General features: G+C 64.6%; 16 protein-coding genes. 12 read left to right on the top strand and 4 right to left on the bottom strand.

Translation table 11 applies throughout. The features are described 5' to 3' along the window. Positions 1 to 15: 15 nt before the first annotated feature. Positions 16 to 663, bottom strand: coding sequence for a murein L,D-transpeptidase catalytic domain family protein (locus tag U1769_RS20025; protein WP_443030422.1), 648 nt, complete (start codon positions 661 to 663; stop codon positions 16 to 18). Positions 664 to 984: 321 nt separating this feature from the next. Here U1769_RS20025 and U1769_RS20020 point away from each other — a divergent pair, with 321 nt between their 5' ends. Genes U1769_RS20020 through U1769_RS20005 form a run of 4 tightly spaced genes read left to right on the top strand, consistent with a single transcriptional unit; the run spans position 985 to position 5889 of the window. Further along, positions 985 to 1593 (top strand): RibD family protein, encoded by a 609-nt coding sequence (locus tag U1769_RS20020; protein WP_332719583.1) that lies wholly within the window; start codon positions 985 to 987, stop codon positions 1591 to 1593. Further along, positions 1590 to 2345, top strand: a complete 756-nt coding sequence (locus tag U1769_RS20015; RefSeq protein WP_332719581.1) for a hypothetical protein — start codon at positions 1590 to 1592, stop codon at positions 2343 to 2345. Before U1769_RS20020 ends, U1769_RS20015 begins: the two co-directional genes overlap by 4 nt. Before the next feature lie 6 nt (positions 2346 to 2351). Beyond that, a complete protein-coding gene (locus U1769_RS20010) occupies positions 2352 to 4226 on the top strand; it encodes a WD40 repeat domain-containing protein (RefSeq protein WP_332719579.1) in 1875 nt (624 codons plus the stop codon). A gap of 49 nt (positions 4227 to 4275) precedes the next feature. Further along, positions 4276 to 5889 carry a hypothetical protein gene (locus tag U1769_RS20005; protein ID WP_332719577.1) on the top strand — a complete coding sequence of 538 codons (1614 nt, stop codon included), beginning with the start codon at positions 4276 to 4278 and terminating at the stop codon, positions 5887 to 5889. Between the two features lie 50 nt (positions 5890 to 5939). On the opposite strand, the gene U1769_RS20000 is transcribed toward U1769_RS20005, so the two are convergent. Then, positions 5940 to 7154 carry a hypothetical protein gene (locus U1769_RS20000; RefSeq protein WP_332719575.1) on the bottom strand — a complete coding sequence of 405 codons (1215 nt, stop codon included), beginning with the start codon at positions 7152 to 7154 and terminating at the stop codon, positions 5940 to 5942. A gap of 127 nt (positions 7155 to 7281) precedes the next feature. Between U1769_RS20000 and U1769_RS19995 the strand changes: the two genes are divergently transcribed. Further along, complete coding sequence (locus U1769_RS19995) at positions 7282 to 8433, top strand: glycosyltransferase family 4 protein (protein ID WP_332719573.1); 1152 nt, start codon at positions 7282 to 7284, stop codon at positions 8431 to 8433. Here the strand turns inward: U1769_RS19995 and U1769_RS19990 are convergent. Further along, positions 8430 to 9182 carry a hypothetical protein gene (locus tag U1769_RS19990; protein WP_332719570.1) on the bottom strand — a complete coding sequence of 251 codons (753 nt, stop codon included), beginning with the start codon at positions 9180 to 9182 and terminating at the stop codon, positions 8430 to 8432. The two genes, U1769_RS19995 and U1769_RS19990, sit on opposite strands and share 4 nt — an antisense overlap. A gap of 95 nt (positions 9183 to 9277) precedes the next feature. Between U1769_RS19990 and U1769_RS19985 the strand changes: the two genes are divergently transcribed. The 5 genes from U1769_RS19985 to U1769_RS19965 all read left to right on the top strand — a co-directional run bounded on the left by U1769_RS19985 (position 9278) and on the right by U1769_RS19965 (position 15526). Next, complete coding sequence (locus tag U1769_RS19985) at positions 9278 to 9955, top strand: class I SAM-dependent methyltransferase (protein WP_332719568.1); 678 nt, start codon at positions 9278 to 9280, stop codon at positions 9953 to 9955. Continuing rightward, entirely contained in the window at positions 9952 to 12084 is a 2133-nt protein-coding gene (locus U1769_RS19980; RefSeq protein WP_332719566.1) for a GNAT family N-acetyltransferase, read from the top strand. Before U1769_RS19985 ends, U1769_RS19980 begins: the two co-directional genes overlap by 4 nt. Then, the gene (locus U1769_RS19975) at positions 12081 to 12944 is read left to right on the top strand and encodes a glucosamine inositolphosphorylceramide transferase family protein (RefSeq protein ID WP_332719564.1); all 864 of its coding nucleotides are present in this window, start codon (positions 12081 to 12083) and stop codon (positions 12942 to 12944) included. The genes U1769_RS19980 and U1769_RS19975 overlap by 4 nt, the downstream gene beginning before the upstream one ends. Before the next feature lie 165 nt (positions 12945 to 13109). Then, positions 13110 to 14762, top strand: a complete 1653-nt coding sequence (locus U1769_RS19970; protein WP_332719561.1) for a hypothetical protein — start codon at positions 13110 to 13112, stop codon at positions 14760 to 14762. A 341-nt stretch (positions 14763 to 15103) separates the two neighbouring features. Next, a complete protein-coding gene (locus U1769_RS19965) occupies positions 15104 to 15526 on the top strand; it encodes a hypothetical protein (RefSeq protein WP_332719559.1) in 423 nt (140 codons plus the stop codon). 64 nt (positions 15527 to 15590) lie between these two features. Here U1769_RS19965 and U1769_RS19960 read toward each other — a convergent pair whose 3' ends face one another. Continuing rightward, positions 15591 to 15971, bottom strand: coding sequence for a hypothetical protein (locus U1769_RS19960; protein ID WP_332719557.1), 381 nt, complete (start codon positions 15969 to 15971; stop codon positions 15591 to 15593). A gap of 369 nt (positions 15972 to 16340) precedes the next feature. Between U1769_RS19960 and U1769_RS19955 the strand changes: the two genes are divergently transcribed. Next, positions 16341 to 16751 carry a hypothetical protein gene (locus U1769_RS19955; RefSeq protein ID WP_332719555.1) on the top strand — a complete coding sequence of 137 codons (411 nt, stop codon included), beginning with the start codon at positions 16341 to 16343 and terminating at the stop codon, positions 16749 to 16751. A 20-nt stretch (positions 16752 to 16771) separates the two neighbouring features. Continuing rightward, a complete protein-coding gene (locus U1769_RS19950) occupies positions 16772 to 18487 on the top strand; it encodes a DUF6065 family protein (protein ID WP_332719553.1) in 1716 nt (571 codons plus the stop codon). Positions 18488 to 18490: the final 3 nt, after the last annotated feature.

Raw genomic sequence — 18490 nt, 5'->3', positions numbered from 1 at the left:
CGATGTCATCTCAATCTAGATTTTCGCTGAATAGAGCATCCGGCCCGGGCCGAGCAGGCCGAACACCTGATCTAGATCGCCGTCGGCCACGGCGAAGCAGCCCTGGCTGCGGCCGAGCTGGCCGTGGGTGCGCAGCATATCGGGATTGGCATACCAGGCGGCATGGATGACGATGGCGCGCTCGAGCGCCTTGTCGTTGGTCGGATCGAGCCCGATCAGCCGCTGCGAACGGCCGTGCTTGCCGACATAATAATCGGAGGTGATGAACGCGCCTTCGGAGCTGGCATTAGAGCCGGGCGTGTTGGAAAAGCGCTGGACCCAGCCGGTATGCGCCGGATCGGAGCCATTGCCGTGCGCCACGAAAAAGGTCGTCGTATCGCCGCTGGCGAGATCGATCAGATAGAATCGCGGCATCGAGGAGGGCGCGTTGAAATCGGCGATGGCGATGCGATCGCGGTAGGCCAGCCGGTCCTCATGACGGCTCATCGCGGCCAGGGCATCGCGGAGCAGGGCAGGGCGAATCACGCGCGGGGAGACGAGCGGGCGGCTCTCGGCATAGGGTGGCTGGGCCGCCAGTGCCGGAACCGCGATTGTGCAGGCCGCGACCGCAGCACCCCGGAGCAAGCCGCGGCGCGTCGGCGCGAGGCTCGCAAGATCGCTCAAAGAAGAATCCCCCTGTTCACGCCACCGGCATAGCGCGAATTTCATGCCGAAGCGTTAAGCGCGCTCGCTCTGGCCGACGCTTCGCCGCATTCCAGCGCCGTTCTGGCGAATCCCGCCGCGCGGTCTGGTTTTGCGGGCGCTCCGGTCCAGCGGGGGTTTCGCCCTGTCCCTGCGAGATCAGGTTATTGCTCGCCTAGTATTGCCTCCGAATCGGATGAGTTTTCCGCGCAAGGCGAAGATCACTCGCACCTTGGTTGCAGTTCCAATCGAATTATTCGCGCAGCGCTGTAGTCTTCCGCTCATAATAAAAACGGGGAGCTGATGGGGCGGCCTTTCATCCATGTGAATTTCGCTGCGGAGGACGTCCGCAGCGTTCGGCAGCCGGCCGGGCCATCGGGAAACATTTCCTGTGGCGCGGACTGGCGCCGGGTGCATGTCCTGCGCGAGCGTTATGATGCCATCGCGGTGGGCGGCAGGACCTGGAACCTCGATTGCCCAAGGCTGACCGTTCGTGCCGAGCGGCTGGGCCGCGAGCCGCAACGCCAGCCGCGGCGGGTGATCTTTGCCGGATCGCAGCCTTGCTCGGTGCTCCATCCCGGCGCCCCGGCCTTCGTGGTCAGTTCGCACCGGGATTTCGGGCACAGCGCCGTGGCCCTGGCGATGGACGGCCATGATCTGCGCGGCCCGCTGGAATGCCTGTACGATCACGGCATCGAAAGCCTGCTGGTGGAGGGGGGCGCGACCTTGCTCCGGTCCTTCTTCCGGCAGGGCTTTGCCGACGTGGTGACCATCTTCGTACGCGCCGATACGGCGGAAACGGCCGATCGCGGCGCGCGCGACAGCCTGGATGCGTTGCCGACGCTCAGCGCCCGCGCGTTCGGCGAAGGGTTCCTGCTCGAATCCGGCGTCGTCGAAGCGGCGGCATCGTGACTCCCCGTCCGCTCCGGTTCGTCGTCTTCGCCGCGCCGCGCACCGGGAGCAATCTCCTGTGCAGCCTGCTGGACGCGCATCCCGATATCCTGTGCCATCGCGGCCTGTTCAATCCGGCCGGGATTCATTGCACGCGCGATCTCGGCGATAGCGGCGGCGTGGCCGGTCGGGACCGCGATCCCGAAGCCTTCCTCGATGCCGTCTGGGCCGCGGGCGGCGGCGCGCAGGCGATCGGCTTCAAGATGAACCGGGACGAGGACGAGCGCGCCGTCGCCGCCCTGCTGCGCGATCCCGGAATCCGCAAGATCCTGCTCAGGCGGCGCAACCGCGTGCGAACCTATGTGTCGGAAGAGATTGCGCGCCGCACGGGGATCTGGGAATCCTTCGCGCCCAGCGTCGCGCCGATACCGGCGATCCGGGTCGAGCCGCGCGCGCTGCTTCACCATGTCGATCTCAATACGGCCTATTATGCCGGGCTCGAGGCAGTGCTCGCGGCGACCGGACAGGACTGGCTCGAGACCGACTATGAAGCGCTGGCCGATGGCGACGAGATCGCCCGCATCCTCGCCTTTCTCGGGGTCGAGGCGCGCTCGGCGCTTCCGGCGGCATGCCACAAGCGCGGCCCGTCCGATCTCGGCGCGGTCGTGGAGAATTTCGGGGCCCTGGCCGAGGCGCTCGCCGGCACCACCCTGCTCGATGATCTCTACCGCCGGGATGCCCCCGACATCCACGTTCATGATTTCGCTGGATAGGCCACGATGCTGAAAACCCTCGATCCAGTCGCCGCTCCGATCGAAGTCGATCGCTTCACGCGCCACCGCGGCCCGGTGACGTCGGTCGCTGCCATTCCCGGGCGTGCCGCAGCGGTCGCTGCCGCCTATGACGGCGCGGTCGCGCTGTTCGACCTCGAATCCGGCACGGTCGATCTGCTCGGCTATCACCGCCATCTCGCCAATCACGTCACGGTCAACGCGGCCGGCAGCATGGCGGCATCCTCCTCCTCGGATTACGACATCCATCTGTGGGATCTGGCGGCGGGGCAGCGCCAGGGCATCCTGCGCGGGCACAGCGACGACGTCGAATGCTTCGCCTTTGTCGACGACCGGACGGGGGTCTCCGCCTCGCGCGACCGGCGGATCATCGTCTGGGATCTCGCCACCGGCGCGATCCGGCGGGCGATCGAGGGGCATGACAAGGACGTGCTCTCGGTGACCTGTCACGACGGGCTGATCTATTCGTCGGGCGACGACATGACGCTGCGGCAATGGGATCTCGCGACCGGGGCGCTGCTGCGCACCTGGGGCCCGTTCGAGACCGAGACCGACAGCTGCGCCATCGACACGCTGAATCACCGGGTGGTGCTTGGCTGTGACGACGGCGTCATCCGCATCTTCGACAGCCGCGACGGCACTGCGCTGGCGGCCATCGCGGCGCATGGCTCCGGGATCAAGAAGGTCGCGGTCTCGCCCGTGAATGGCGATATCCTGTCCTGCGCGTACGATCAGCGCATCACCGTGTGGGACGCCTGGACCTTCTCGCCCCGCGTCGATCTGGAAAACCATGCCGCGAAATGGGAACGGTCCTTCGGCTGGTCGCCTGACGGCAGCTCGATCCTGGCGGGGACCTTCGACGGCACGGTGGTGCAATGGGATTCGGCATCGGGCCGCATCGTGCGGGAAATCGGCGGCGACCCGGGCGACCAGGGCAATGCCTGTTTCAACGATGCCGCGGCCACGACGGACGGCAGCGTCGCGCTGGTCGCCGATGACGGCATGGTGCGGCTGATCCGCCTGACCGAAGGGGAGGCGCGGCTGACCGCGCGCACCGCGCCGCCGGGCGGACGGCGGCTGATGAACGCCGTGACGCGGGATCCCGCGTCGGATCGGGTCATCGCCGGCTCGCATGACCACAAGCTGCACATCTTCGCCGGCGCCGGGCTGGAAAGCGTGGCCGAGCTGGCGCTGGGGCAGGGGCCGATCAATTCCATCCGCGTGGCGACATGCCCCGGCCATGCGGGCGCGCTGTTCGCGGCCTGCTACAGCGGCGCGATCGTCCGGGTGTCACCGGACGGGCACGAGGTGCGCGCGCACGCGCTGCACGACGGCGCAGTGAAGGCGTTGCGGCTGCACCCGAGCGAACCGTTGGGGGTAAGCTGCAGCGCCGATGGCGGGCTGCTCTCCTGGACGCTCGACGGCACGCTCCTGCAGCATTTTCCCGGGCACACCGCGATCGTCGACGATGTCGATCTTTCCCCCGCCGGCGATCGCATCGCCAGCGCCTCGCGCGATTTCACCCTGAACGTCTATGACGTGGCCGACGCCCGCCTGGTCCGTTCGATCGAGCTCGGCCGCCGTTCGCCCAAATCCCTGTGCTTCTGGGATGCCGACACCGTGATCGTCGGCGATTACTGGGGCGCGCTGCTCAAGGCCGATCTGCGCACGGGCCGGATCACTCGTCGAACGATCGCCGCCAACGGCATCAGTTCCCTGTCGCGCAGCGGCGCCGGGCTGGTCGCCTCTTCCTATGATGGCGGGGTGTATCTCGTCTCGGTCGACGATCTGTCGGTGCGCAACGTCTATCGCGCGATGGTTCAGCGAGTCGACGCCCCATTCCCACATTCCGCCAGTGCCTAGCTTACCTGACGTCAGCGGTTTTCATCGATCCTTTGAGGAGCATGTGAAAATGACACCGAGCAAATGGCTAATATCGGCGGGGGTGTTGCTCGCCGCCGGCGCGACGGTCGAAACCTCCGTCCAGTCCCAAGGCCTGATCGGGCCGGCCCCGCTGTGCGAGGTCACTCCCGCCGAATTCGCCACCTGGAAGGTCGGCGGCACGTTCGTCCCGCCGGACAGCGCCAGTTTCGATCCCTCGTCAGACTGCAAATTCTACAAATGGTCGTCCCAGATGTTCCTGTGGCTGACGACCAAGGACGCGCGCGGCAATCTGCAGATGTTCTCGCCGAAATTCGACAATGCGGTGGAGGACGTCAGCACCGGGGCCTTCCAGCTCGTCGACAGCACCGGGCTTGACGCACAGAACAAGACCAACGTGTCGTTCCGGGTGCGAGTCAACAAGCCTCAGGTCTTGTTGCTGAAGTCAGCCAGCAGCCCCAAGGACCTCGCCAATCCGGGCGACACAGACTCAACCGGCCAGGCCGGCGGCGGCGTGCTGATTGTCAACGGGAAACCGATCCCGGTGCCCGGCAAGACCGGCATTGCGACCTATCCGGTCGTCTATTACGCAATCCAGGAGAATGACGTCTTTACTGCGCTCAAGGAGAATTGGCGCCAGGTCCCCTATTATAATGTCGGTCCGAACAAGACGAATTTCCCGATCACGCTCGATCAGGCGAAACAGATCCAGACGGCGGCCGGCAAGCCGCTGCCCAATCTCAGCCAGCTCGCGGTCGAAGTGAAGAGCGCCTGGGTCGATATCGCCTATCTCACCACCGCCCAGGCCGGCAGCCTCATCCGGATCAAGTCGGACGTTCCGGCCTTCTCGCAATCGCTCAACAGCAAGGGGCAGCTGCAGCTCAGCTGGGACGGCGAGACCATGGTCACGCGCACGCTGGCGCTGGTCGGCATGCATGTGGTGGGCACGGTCAACCATCATCCCGAGATGGTCTGGGCGACGTTCGAATCGACCTTCAACAGCCCGGATGCGACCTATTCCTATCTCAACCGGAATTACGATCCGGCCACCAAGGCCTGCAAATCGGGCACGACCTGCCTGAACACCGTCAGCTTCAGCGCCGCGAGTAGCCAGCCCAGCATCTTCTACAACGGGCCCAAGGGCGCGCCGACCGCGCCCGATGTGATCGTGGAGACGGCTTCGTCCGGCGACGACAGCAGCATCATCGCGGCCGGCAAGACGCTGGTGCCGACCAGCGTGGCGCGGCTCAATCCCTGGGGCAGCCAGCAACCGGCGACGCCGACGCTGAGCGACCCGGCCGTGCTCAACAACACCCTGCTGGTGTCCTTGATGAGCTCGCTCCAGCCGAAGCTGGCCGCGTCGGGCGGCATGGGGCGGACCCTGGCGAATTATTTCCTGGTCGGGGCGTTGTGGAGCAATCGCATCATCCCGCCCCAGCCGGGCAGCCAGCAGATCGGATCGCTGTTCGTGGCGAACACCACGATGGAAACCTTCCAGCAGGTGCGGCCGGGCAATCCCGATCCAGAGGCAACGGCCAGCAACTGCTTCAGCTGCCATGGCCAGTTCAACGACAAGGACACCAACAAGCCCAGGTCGGGCACCAGCGTCAGCCACGTCTTTCCCAACACCGTGGTCTTCCGCTGATCAGCGCTCTGCCCCGCCGCGACGATGGTCGCGGCGGGGTCTTTGCGCGTTCAGAACCGGATCGCGTGGCGGTGGAAGGCGCGGGCGAGGAGCGGATCGCCGCCATGCGCGAAATAACGGTCGCGATAACCGCACGCGGTGATCGCGTTGACGCTGCTGTTGCTGTGGTCGGAGCCGTAGAGGAAGATGCCAGGCGCGGTCTCGGCGAGGCGGATGATCCAGTCCTCATAGATGCGGCGCTTCTCCGCCAGGCTGTAATGCGTCGCGCTGAAGATGGTGCAGAAGGCATTGCTCCACCAGATCAGCGCGCCGGGTTCGTTGCGGATACGCTCGAGCAGGGCATCGGGCTCGAGGATGCTGCACAGCAGATAGTCGCGCCGCAGGGTGCGATAGCGCGACCAATGATCCTCGAAGGCTTCGGCGCCGCCCCAGCGCGTCAGTTCAGCCGACCACAACCGTTCCAGCTCGCCCCAATCCATATTGTCGGGCGAGGCGCCGGGCCACAGATAATAATGCGCGCCGTCGCGCTGCTCGAACAGGGCGCGCAGGAAACGCGGATAATCGCGTCCGTCCCATTCGGCATCGAGCTGGCGACGGAAATCCAGCGCCTTCGCGCTGTAATCGAAAAAGACCACCCGGCTGTCCGCGTCGATCCCGTGCGTGGCCAGGATGCGGTTCGGCTTCAGGCCGGCGGCGACGCAATACAGCGTCGAGACGGGCGGGGTGAAGCCGGGCGGCGGCTCGGTGACATCGTCATAGGATTCATAGTTCAGCACGAACACGCCGCGCCCGGCCTTTTCAGACATGTCGTCCAGAAAGCCGAGAAAGCCTGCTGCAGCGGTCAGGTCCGGCCGCAGATCGATCAGATGCCCCGCAAGGTCTGGCCCGAACTGGATCACGGGGGCAGCATCGACGCCTGGCTCTCCCGCCTCGGTCCAGGCAGTGACGTCGATCAGCAGGCAGCGATCCGGAATGCCGGCGAAGATGAAACTGTGCTCCTTCGTCCAGTCCTGCAGCGCGTCGAAGAAGCTGCGGGCGGTGCCGCCGTTCGGGCCGGCATTTTCCGCCACGACATGGCCATAGCCCTGGACGAGGCAGTAGCGAGCGCCCGCCCCCCGGGCCCGGGCGAGGATCGGGCCGAGTTCGGCCTCTTCGACGATCTCGCCGAAATAGCCCCAGCGCAGCCACGACACGGTCAGGTCGCGCGCGCGGCCGCCCGATGCGCTATCCGGCGAACCGAGCAAACCGCAGATCAGGTCGCGCACATCTCTCTCCCCCGCTGGTCGAGGCGAAACTGTACCGGCTGTCGCGGGAGACAGGCATAGCGGATGCCCCCATTTTGACCGCTACCTGGCTTGACCGCGCCATTCGCCGGACGGCCTAGTGGCGGGGATGGGTGCCAAGATCCTCCTGCTGCAGGATGCCGTGTATTTCCCGTCCTATGGCGGGGGCAACAAGGCGAACCGCCTGTTGCTTACGGCCCTGGCAGCGCGCGGCTTCGATTGTTATGCAGTATCACAAATTCCCGGGGAGCGCCGCGTTCTCGCCGATCGCTTCAGCCCGGCGGCGCTGGAGGCCCGCGGCATCGCCGTTAAGGCGGATGCTCAGGGCATGTCCTATCGCCATGAAGGGGTTCAGGTGGAAGCGCTCGACCTGGCCGCACCCAAAGCGGCAACCCGGATCGCGGCGCTCATCGACGCGCTTCGTCCCGACTGGATCCTCGTCTCCGACGATCGCCCGGCCATGCTGCTCGAGACCGCCCTGGCCCACGCGCCGGACAAGGTAGTGGCGCTCGTACACACCCATTTTCACCTGCCCTTCGGACCTGAGGCGGAAGCCCATAACGCCGACCAGCACGAGCGGCTGCGGCGCGTCCGGAGCATCGTCGCGGTGAGCGGGCATAGCCGAACCTATCTCCGCGAGCATGGCGGGCTGGAGTCGGTCCTGCTGCGCTTCCCGGTGTTCGGCGACGGCCCGTTCGAGCCGGTCGCGCACCCGGAGCGGGGCCAGGTAACGATGATCAATCCCTGCCTGCTCAAAGGGCTGCCGATCTTTCTCGAACTCGCCGCGCTCTTCCCGGAAACGGCCTTTGCCGCGGTGCCGACCTGGGGCGGCGATGCTGCCATATTGCGGGAGTTGGCCGGGTTGCCGAACGTTACCATCCTGAAACCGGCCGACGATATCGGCGCGGTGCTGAGCGGCACGCGGGTGCTGCTCGCGCCATCGCTGGTGCCGGAAACCTTCGGTTATGTCGCGGTGGACGCCATGCTGCGAGGCATTCCGGTGCTCGCCGGCAATCTCGGCGGCCAGCCGGAAGCCAAGCTCGGCGTGGATTTCATCCTGCCGGTCGTGCCCGCGCGCCGGACCGAGGATGGCCATGTCGCGCCGCGGCAGGACATCGCGCCGTGGCGCGCGGCGCTACACATGTTACTGTCCGACGATGCGGCATATCGACGTTGCGCGCTCGCCTCCCGAGAGGCGGCACTGCGGTTCCTGCCGGAAACCGACGCCGGCCATTTCGCGCGCTATCTGGAATCGCTTTAGCGCCCTGTCTCGTGCAATTCGGCTTCAAGCCCGCTTCCGCGCAGAGTTTCACTGAGCGCGTCGAAATTCGCGATGGTTTCGCGCAGCGCGACTGGCGTCAGCTTCCAGGTCTGGCCCTCCGGCTGGGCCGGCCGGCCTTCGGCGCCCAGAAAGGTCAGGGCGGGCTCGATCCCTGCCGGCGAGAACAGGTCCTCATACCATAGCAACGCATGATCCTGGCCCGACTCGCTGAGGGCCCGCTCGGTCTCGGCATAGAAGCGGTCGTGCAGCGCGATGTTCTCCAGCAGCGCGGCATGGTCGACATGCACTTGCGGGCGCGGCGCCGGCGCGCCGCGATCGTCATAGACCACCCATTCGCCCGTCTGTCGCGCGAGCAACAGCGAGACGAAGCTCTTCACCCGGTTGCGCCGCTTCAGCAGGATCTTGTGCACGGAACGGTCCGGCATGACGGCGCGATAGGCCGGCTCGTGCTGCCACAGGCACATCTTGAACCCCACCGCGGCGCGGCCGAGATTGGTGCGCCACACACGATCGAGGAATTCGACCGGATCGCTTTCGCGTTCCGCCATGCTGCCCAGGCGGAAATCGCTGTCCTGAAGATGCCGCGCCACGCCGATCACGTGCGGATTGAAGATTTCATGGTGACATAAAATGTCGGGGTGTGAATTCAGCACGGTGCAGAGGAAATTGCTGCCGGTTCTGGTGGCATTGAGAATGATGAATCGAACCGCTTCCGGTGGTTTCGTCATCTTCCACTCCAGGGGGGACTACGCCAACAAGGCGTAAGCTGTTCGGGGCGGAAATGTAAACTCGATCGCGGCGCAAGGGAAAGGATCGTCGTCTCATGACGGCTGACGGGCAATATGCGGCGGCGGACGTCTGGGATACGCGCTTCCGCTCGATCCTCGCCGAGGGGGAGCCGGACCGATCGAGCCAGTGGCTCGAGCCCTTCCTGCCGCTGCTGACCCGCCATGATTGCCGCCGCGTGTTCGATCTCGGTTGCGGCACCGGCTATGATGCGATCGCGCTGGCGCGGCGCGGCTTCCAGATGGAGGGCATGGATTTCGCGCAGGTCGCGATCGATCAGGCGCGGCGGCTCGCCGGGGCAGCGGGGCTGGCAATCGATTTCCGCCAGGGCGATATCGGCGTGCCCTTGCCTTATGCCGATGGCGCGTTCGACGCAGTGATCAGCAACCTGGTGCTGCACAGTTTCGACGATACCATTCTTCGGCGGATCGTCGGTGAGGTCGATCGCTGCCTCCGCCCCGGCGGACTCTTCCTGTTCCCCGCCAATTCCACCGAGGACCTCGATCGCCGGCTCGCAGTGCAGCCGCCGGAACGGCGATTGGGGCCCCGATCCTATGTCCTGGCCGGCGGCCAGACGATGCATTTCCTCGGCCGCGATACCTGCGAAGCGCTGCTCGGCGAATGGGAGCAGCTCATGCTCGAGCCGGCGACCAGCTTCGATCCCGGTGGCAATCCGATCAAGCAGGTCTGGCGCGGGGCTTTCCGCAAGCCGTGACCCTTCGCGCCGTGGCCATCGTCGATCCCTATGACGCTGGCGCGATGCTGGCTCCGGCCTTCGCCGACCGTGGCGTGGCGGCGGTGATGGTGGGCAGCAGCGCGACGGTTCCGCGTGAGGCGGCAGCTACCTTCGATCCGGCCGCCTTTGCGGAAATGCTGTTCTGGTCGGGCGACGACGCGGCGCTGGTCGGGGCGTTGCGGCAGCACGGCGTCGCCCAGGTAATCGCCGGTTCGGAGCGCGGCGTGATCCTGGCCGACCGGTTGGGCGAGGCGCTCGGCCTGCCGGGCAACGGCACGCGGCTCAGCGCGGCACGCCGCGACAAGCTCCACATGATCGAGCAGGCCGGCCGTCACGGCATTCGCGTGCCGGCGCAAATCCAGTCCGATCGGTTAGACACGATCCTCGCCTGGATCGAGCGCGGCGGCCATTGGCCGGCGATCCTCAAGCCGCGCCTGGCGAAGGGATCGGACGGCGTCAGGCTATGCGCGTCCCCGGCGGCAGTGGCCGAGGCTTTCCACGCCCTTCACGGCCACACCGATGTCCTAGGCCACCGCAACGATACCGTGCTGGCGCAGCAATATCTGCGCGGGCGCGAATATGTGATCGACACGGTCAGCCTTGACGGGCGCCATCGCCTCGCGGCGCTTTGGGCTTATGGCAAGCCGGAACCGGACTATGCGACGGTCGGCCTGCTCTCGACCAAGGAGCTGCTGCCGCCCGAGGGTCCGCTCGCCGAAATGCTGTTCGCGTTTGCGATCCGCGTGCTCGACGCGCTCGAGATCAGCCATGGTGCTGGCCATTGCGAGGTGATCGTGGATGCCGATGGCCCGGCGCTGGTGGAAATCGGCGCACGGCTGCACGGTGGCCCGCCGGCGCATCTGCTGTGCCGGGCGACGACGGGCACCAGCCAGCTCGATCTGCTGGTTTCGTCCTGTCTCGATCCGACGCGCTTCCTCGACGATATCGCGGCTCGCTACACGCTGGAGGGCGGAGCTGCGATGGCGCTGCTGCGCGACGATCATCTTCGCGGCGAGATCGAAGCCCTGCCCTCGGCGCAGCGCGTCGCCTGGAATGCGGCGCCCGGGCAACCCCAGCCCATGATCGCCGGCGTGGCGACGATGATCCACCGCGACCCAGGCATGGTTGCAGTTGACCTGGAGATCGCCACGGGCGGGATCGCCTGCGACCTGCTCGATCGCCGCGACGCAATCGAAGCTATCGCACCCGAATGGCGCGCGCTGCTGGAGCGGTCGCGCTGCAACCGCGCCTTTGGCGGGCTTGCCTGGTATCTGGCGGCGCTCGACGCCTGGCCCGATCTGTCGCCGCTGGTGATCGCGGCGCGCCGGAGCGGGCGCCTCGTTGGCATCTTCCCGCTGGCCTGGCACGCGCAGGAATCGACCGCGCGCTTCGCCACCGTGCTGAGCGACTATAATGATCTGGTAGTGGCCGATGGCGATGCGGCAGCTGCACGGCGGATGATGCTCTTCGCCCGGGCTCGCTTTCCGCGGCTCGATCTAACCTGCATCCGGGCGGATTCGAACTGCGCGCTGGCCGAGGGGCGGGCGGTGGTACTGGTTGAGAAGAAATTCATCTGCCCGACCGCCGATCTGTCCGCGGGCTATGACGGCTGGTTCGCCGAGCGCAGCTCGGGTTTCCAGCGCGAGCTGGCCCTCCTCACCCGACGCGCGGCGCGCAACGGCATTCGCGCCCGCCGGCTCGATCCGCGACGCGACGGCGCAGTCGATCCCGGCGCATTCTTCCTGGAAATGCAGCGCGCGCGTTTCGGTGAGCGCAGCCTGTTCCTGCGCGATCCCGCCGCCCAGGCCTTTGTGACCGCGATGCTCCCGGCGCTGTGGCGCGACGGCACTGCGCCGTTGTTCGGCCTGTGGGCCGGTGACCAGCTGATCGGCCTGAACATCTGCATGCTCGGCGCCGACAGTCTCGGCAATTGGAACGCAGGGTTCGTTGCCGACTTCGCCACTTACTCTCCCGGCATGCTGATGGCCGATGCGGCGGTGCGCGAGGCGTGCGCGCTCGGCCTTGTCGAGTTCGACTATCTGCGTGGCCTCGAAACCTACAAGCTGCGCTGGTGCTCGGGGCGCCGCGAGATCGGGCGGCTGGAATGAGCCGGCCGCTGCCCGACGATCCCTGGTCGATCGGCCTCTATGCCGGCCCCGATCCGCTGCATCTCGCGGCACCGCCCGGCCGCGCCAATCCAGTGATGACGCGCGAGCAGGTGAACGACATCCCGGCTTCGTTCGTCGCCGATCCCTTCCTGCTGCCGCATGATGGGCAATGGCATCTGTTCTTCGAGGCGCTGCATCACGGCAGCGGCCTGGGCGAGATCGGCTGGGCGAGCAGCCCCGACGCGGTCGTCTGGTCGTATCGGGGCATCGTGCTGCGCGAACCCTTCCATCTCTCCTACCCTTGCGTCTTCGCGCATGACGGCGGGATCTTCATGGTGCCGGAGACGCTCGATGCCGGTGCCGTCCGGCTGTACCGCGCCGATCCTTTCCCCACGCGCTGGGTGCCCGTCGCCGATCTGCTGCGCGGCACCTATGCCGATCCGACCCCGTTCGAGTTCGACGGGCGCTGGTGGATGTTCGCATGCCCGGCGCCGGCGACCCACGACGCGCTGGCGCTGTTCCACGCCGAAGCGCTCACCGGCCCCTGGCTCGAACATCCGGCCAGCCCGCTGATCCAGGGCGACAAGACCAGGGCGCGGCCCGGAGGGCGGGTCATCCAGTGGGCGGGACGGCTCTACCGGTTCGCGCAGGATTGCGGGCCGCGTTACGGCAGCGGGGTGCGGGTCTTCGAGATCACCATTCTGACCGCGACTGGCTATGCCGAACGGGAATGCGCCGAAAGCCCGATTCTCGGCCCGGTGGGGGCGGGATGGAACGGCAAGGGCATGCATCATGTCGATGCATGGCCGATCGCTCCAGATCAATGGATCGCGGCAGTCGATGGGATTCGTCTGGCGTGACAGACAGTTGACGGCCCGCCTGAATAGACTTCCAGCCGCTTGATTGCCTCCATTATGATCTCACTTCACATTGCCGCGAAATGCTTCCCGATTATAGACTGTCCCCAGTCAGACATAACTCGACGGTTAAAAATAAAATCTGACGTCTTTGAAGAGGGGGTCGCCATGAAGACTGTGGTTTCGTTGCTCGCGCTTGGCTCTCTGGCCGGTTCCGTCGCCCTCGCGCAGAGCGCGTCGGCACCGCTGCTGCCGCCGTTCGGACCGCCCGTCACACCGGGCCGCGTCCTGCAAACCGCGGACATGACGAATCCCAACCCGCTGATTCCAATCGATATCTATCGCAACAATTCAGTCGCGCACCAGGATCTGGCGACCTTCGCCTGGCTCGAATTCCTCTCCGCCGTGGCACCGAATGCCGCGGGCAGCCGCGGGGTTCCGGGCGGCAGCTTCGCGTCCTCCGGCACGAGTTCGGCAGGCCCGCTGGTATGGGAGACCTATCAGCATCGTATCGAGTTGCTGCCCTGCAACGTCTCGTCTTCCGGGGCGACACCGACGCCGCCGCAGCCCTGGGGCGCGGCGCCCAAATATGTGACGACGGCGCTCAATTCCAGCCCGCAGGTCTGCAGCACCATCACCCTGCCGACCAGTGGGGCGCTGCCCTATAACAATCTGGATGAGGCGACCCAGATTGGCCAGAACAGCCTGTTCTTCCCGGCCGTGCCGGGAAACCCGCAGCCGGCGACTGATCCCCAGGTGCTGTTCGAGGCCAAGGCCAATCAATATGAATCCAACTATGTGGCGAAGAATTACCAGTCGCTGATCCCGAAATTCGCGCCCTTCCACTTCTCGCCGGGCATCACCCTGCCGACGGGGACGGTCGAAGTGAAGGCGGCATGGCGCCCGCTGTCGTCCATCCCTTCGGACCAGCGCTATCGCTATCATGTGGCCAATGTGCTCGTTTATACCGGCAGCGACAGCGCGCCGGTGGCCACGGTGGTGCCCTACGCATTGCTGGCGCTGCACATCATCCACAAGACGCCGAATTATCCGGCATTCATCTTCGCCACGTTCGAACAGGTGGACGATTTCCAGAACCAGGCGACCGGGAAACCGACCGGCGTCTATTATGTCCCGTCCTATGGCTCGGTCGCATACCAGCTGCCCAAGACGACCACTTTCCCGCCCAGCGGCACGACCGTGACAAACCCCAATATCAACTTCTCCACGACTGCGCCGAAGGCGACGCCTTATGGCTCCAAGCCGGTCGGGCTACCGCTGGGGCCGGTCACCAGCATTCCCGGTGCGAAGACGGTGAACGGCGCGGTCGTCGTACCGGTCACCTCGCCGGTGCCGCCCGTGCCCGAGGTGACCATGGTGAACAGCCAGGCGCTGGCGGCGATGAAGGGCATCCCCGGCTTCGGCAAGGGTTTTGTCTGGCAATATTACAAGCTCACCGGGGTGCAGGCTATCCCGACCAACGACGAAACCACCCGGGATTTCTATCTCGCCAATATCGTCGTCGAAAGCAGCCAGCCGGGCATCCAGCTGTTCCGCGGCTTCCCGCCGATCACCGGCGGCACGCTGAACAATCTGCGCAATCAGACCAATGTCATCGATTACCACAACAGCCCGGGCAGCCTGACCTCGAGCGGTGGGTGCCAGGGGTGCCACGGCGTGGCACAGACCCAGAATGGCTTCGATTTCAGCTTCCTCTTCTTCGGTGCGGCCGGGGGTGGCTTCTCGCCGGAAACCGTCGGCCTCACCTCGCCGGATGTCGCTGCGGTCCGCCTGTCGAACAAGAAATATTTCAAGAAATAGGCGTCGATCGACTCAAGTAAGCGGCGCGATCCCGTGTCGCTTCCTCATCCGCCTCCCTCGCGATCCACGATCCAGCCCCGCTCGGTCCTGGTCATCGGCGTGCCGCAGCCGGAACAGACGCTGCGGAATACGTCGCCATCGAATCGGGCACGTCGCTGATCCCGGGTGTGCCTGCCCAGCGCACACCGTGCCAATTGCCAAAAGTTCACCCCCCGCGCCCTTTCGAAAGAAGGACCTTTCCAGATATCCCCCGGGGCGTGGAATAGCAGCTATCGCGTCACTGTAGCAGGGGAATACTGTGATCCCGCCCCGGCCTGGGTATCGCAGGCGGGCGGTCGAGGTTGCCTGCCGATCGACATCGACGGGAGCTCGCGCTGCGCGATGGCGCGCAGACCGATGCGCCGGTGTCGTTCCGCGATTGCGTCAGGCCCGCTTATGGTGTTTTCTCGAACTCGACGGACCGAGAGCCGAAAAAATGGAGAGGAGAACGCGAAGACGAGGACGAGCACATGACGATGCTGATGCGCATAGCTCAGGGAATCCACGCCAGTCTTTCGGGAAAGCCGTCAATCGAGGCGGATATTGCATGGGAGACGATGTCGGTGAGTGAGCGGGCGCAATATGTTACTGCGGCCGTACGGATGTTGACGATCCTGCGATCGCCGACCGATCAGATGCTTGCCGATGGAAATCGTCGTGATCTGCCGCAGGACGCGGCAAATATCTGGGAACGCATGGCATATCGGGCCCTGCACGAGAGCTGAGAAGCAGCGCATTGCTTCGAATTGGCGTCGGACGGCAGGGAGACGCCGCGCCGCAACCCGGTCTTCAGGAAGCCGGATTGTCCACCGATTCGCTCGTCTCCTCCGCAATCGCTTTGTCCGCGAGCCAAGCCTTGGCCGATGGCGTGAACAGCAGCCGATATGCGATCAGCTGTGCCAGGGCCTGAACCACGGGGATCAGCCCAGCCGGCGCAAATACGCCTCTCGAGACCGTCATGAACACGAACGGCAGGCTCACGGCAAACAGCGCGATCGAAATCCACATCGCGATCTTGCTCCGCCGCCGGGACACGAGCAGCGTCAGCACGAGGATCCAGCCCAGATTGAAGACCACTGCCAGGATCGCCAGCGGGATTCCACCGATCCGGATCAAGCCATCCCAGTCCATCACGAACTTCGACGCCCGGAGGATAACGGCGGCGATCATGATGATTTCGAAATAGACGATCGTCTTCGGCCGCATTGATATCCCCAGCTTTATGTTGGCCACCGGGCATTACTCTACGGGGTGGCAAGCGATCTGCATAGGACGGTGAAAGCCGGACGGTATGAAAGAGGCTGAAAGCATCCTCAGCGCGTAAATTGCTACCTTGGTCCAAAAGTATCAGGCGCCTGCCATACGACGCGTGTCCGCCTCCTCCGCGCGTTTTCGCGTTGGCGCTGGTTCAGCGGGGGCGCCACGATCTGTGGCAGTTCATAGCCAACGATTGTCCATCCATACCAACTCGCGCCCACAAGTCCGGCATCGGGCGAGGACGCATGCGCTGGTCAGTTTCAAGGTCTTTGGATCGGGACGGTGAAGATCGGCCGCGCATCGCCTTCTCTGCACGGCGTCGACTATGCGATACCGGAAGGCGTCGAACATTTCTCCGTTCATATGGCACCACTGAACGCCCTGAACCCGCAGATCGGCGGGCTTCTGGAAGGGCGATCTGGCCGGGACATGGCCGGCTTCTGTGCTGGCCTCAGGAATCCGTCAGTTTTGCGCGTGCTCACCAGAACCATTCTCAATCCGTGCGCTGGCAATGGCTCGATCAGCAATAGCGCCAAGGCTGAGCAGCCTTGCACCTGTTTCCGGACTATGTTGGGTCATGGTGCCATCTCATGCCATCGTATCCAGCCTAAGTGGCGGTTGGACAAGGTGAAATCGGTACGAACCATCATGGACTATCAGAGTGCTCGCGACTGCCGTTTGCGATATGTATAGGCGGAGCAAGCTAACGGATCGTGCAGGTTCTTGTCGACCAGGCGATCTCGATGCCTCCCTGGTTGGAGCCACCGATGGACTTGACCTGCTATACCTATGAGGGCTGGCAACCGCGAATACGGCCGGCCTCTGGCAAGCGTGACTGGATGGATGACACGCCTGAGCGGTTTGCTTATCGGTGTCTGCCGTTAGCGATTGCGAACGCTCATGGCTGGGAAATCCTTAGTCCGTGCGGATTTACCGCTCGATGGAATGGCGGCCAGGGCGTGGAGGCCGTCGAGATCATGGTCGATGAGGGGACGAGCCACCGTCGGTTGCCCATTTCATTGTTCGGGCAAGGTACCATTACCTTCCATGTCGAAGGCATTCTGCGTACTTCCGAAGGATGGAATCTTTGGGTGGGTGGGCCGCCGAATGCTGCCAAAGACGGTATCGCCCCGCTTGGTGGCGTGATCGAGACTGACTGGTCGCCATATACCTTCACCATGAACTGGCGATTCACCCGGCCGAATCATTGGGTGCGGTTTGAGGAAAATGAGCCCTTCTGTTTCTTTTTTCCGGTCCAGCGGGCCGCGTTGGCGGATGTCCAGCCCCAGTTGCGCCCGATTGACGAAGCACCCGAATTAAAGGCCGAGTTCGAGGAATGGGATCATTCGCGAACCTCGTTCCAGAAGTGGGTGGAGGAAGCGAAGCCTTCCGCGCCCGCCGAAAAGTGGCAGAAATTATATTATCGAGGCATACGGCCTGGCGGCAAGAAGGGCGTTTCGGATCACGACACAAAATTGCGATTGAACGGATTCAGAACGGTCGACGGCACCGAACTGAAAACCGCAGAAATTTGTCCGATCTCCGGGTCTCCCGGCTCCGTGCTTCGGCAGCAGATGGATGCTGCAAGCGAAACAGAAGCCGTGGATATTGCGCTGCGACGCCGCGAATGGATCCTCGAGGTCGAGGAACGGCAGCGGGCGCTTTCGTCGCGTTCCGGGGGCATCGCGCGGGTCCGCGGATTATCGAGAGATGCGTTTCTTGACCAATATTACGCTCCGGGTCGTCCGGTCGTGATCCAGGGTGAAATGGACGATTGGCCGGCCTTGAAGCGATGGAATCCCGAGTATCTTCGGGGCCTTGTCGGCTCTGCGGAAATCGAATTTCAGGGTGGTCGCACCCAAAGTACGACCTTCGAACTATACAAGGACAATCATTGCCGGGCGATGCCCTTCGACCAATTTATCGACATGATAACCGCCAAGGGCCTTCCCAACGACGCCTATATCACTGCCTATAATAGTCGCGCCAATGGTACGGCTCTGGCCCCACTCAAGCAGGATCTCGGCCAACTCGACCAGTATCTCGCCACCAGTGAGGGAATGGCCTGGATCGGCGCGGGCGGGACGTTCACTCCCCTCCATTTCGACCTTACCAACAATCTTCTGGCCCAGATTATCGGGCACAAGCAACTGATCCTGGCGCCGCCGAGCGAGACGAAAAATCTCTACAATCGCCAGCACGTTTTCAGCGAGGTGCGAGATTTGACCGATCCGGATCAGCTTATCAAATATCCGCTCGCGGAGCGCGCGCGTACGTTCGAAGTCGATCTTGGCCCTGGAGACTTGCTCTATATTCCGGTCGGCTGGTGGCATCAGGTCGTGTCATTCGATTTCAGTGTGATGTTTACCCACACGAATTTCTTGTGGCCGAACGATGCCCACGCGTCGTTTCCGTCCGATCAGCGATGAACG

It is taken from the genome of Parasphingomonas zepuensis, from assembly GCF_036663735.1.
GTDB lineage: Bacteria > Pseudomonadota > Alphaproteobacteria > Sphingomonadales > Sphingomonadaceae > Sphingomonas.
The sequence above is the reverse complement of the archived record's forward strand: the minus strand, read 5'-3'. Positions and strand labels throughout refer to the sequence as shown.

Excerpts from the sequence above, each read along its gene's own strand:
- U1769_RS19975 (WP_332719564.1), top strand. The coding sequence starts at position 12,081 with ATGAGCCGGCCGCTGCCCGACGATCCCTGGTCGATCGGCCTCTATGCC.
- U1769_RS20005 (WP_332719577.1), top strand. The coding sequence starts at position 4,276 with ATGACACCGAGCAAATGGCTAATATCGGCGGGGGTGTTGCTCGCCGCC.
- U1769_RS19995 (WP_332719573.1), top strand. The coding sequence starts at position 7,282 with ATGGGTGCCAAGATCCTCCTGCTGCAGGATGCCGTGTATTTCCCGTCC.
- U1769_RS20020 (WP_332719583.1), top strand. The coding sequence starts at position 985 with ATGGGGCGGCCTTTCATCCATGTGAATTTCGCTGCGGAGGACGTCCGC.
- U1769_RS19970 (WP_332719561.1), top strand. The coding sequence starts at position 13,110 with ATGAAGACTGTGGTTTCGTTGCTCGCGCTTGGCTCTCTGGCCGGTTCC.
- U1769_RS19960 (WP_332719557.1), bottom strand. The coding sequence starts at position 15,971 with ATGATCGCCGCCGTTATCCTCCGGGCGTCGAAGTTCGTGATGGACTGG.
- U1769_RS19990 (WP_332719570.1), bottom strand. The coding sequence starts at position 9,182 with ATGACGAAACCACCGGAAGCGGTTCGATTCATCATTCTCAATGCCACC.
- U1769_RS19985 (WP_332719568.1), top strand. The coding sequence starts at position 9,278 with ATGACGGCTGACGGGCAATATGCGGCGGCGGACGTCTGGGATACGCGC.
- U1769_RS20010 (WP_332719579.1), top strand. The coding sequence starts at position 2,352 with ATGCTGAAAACCCTCGATCCAGTCGCCGCTCCGATCGAAGTCGATCGC.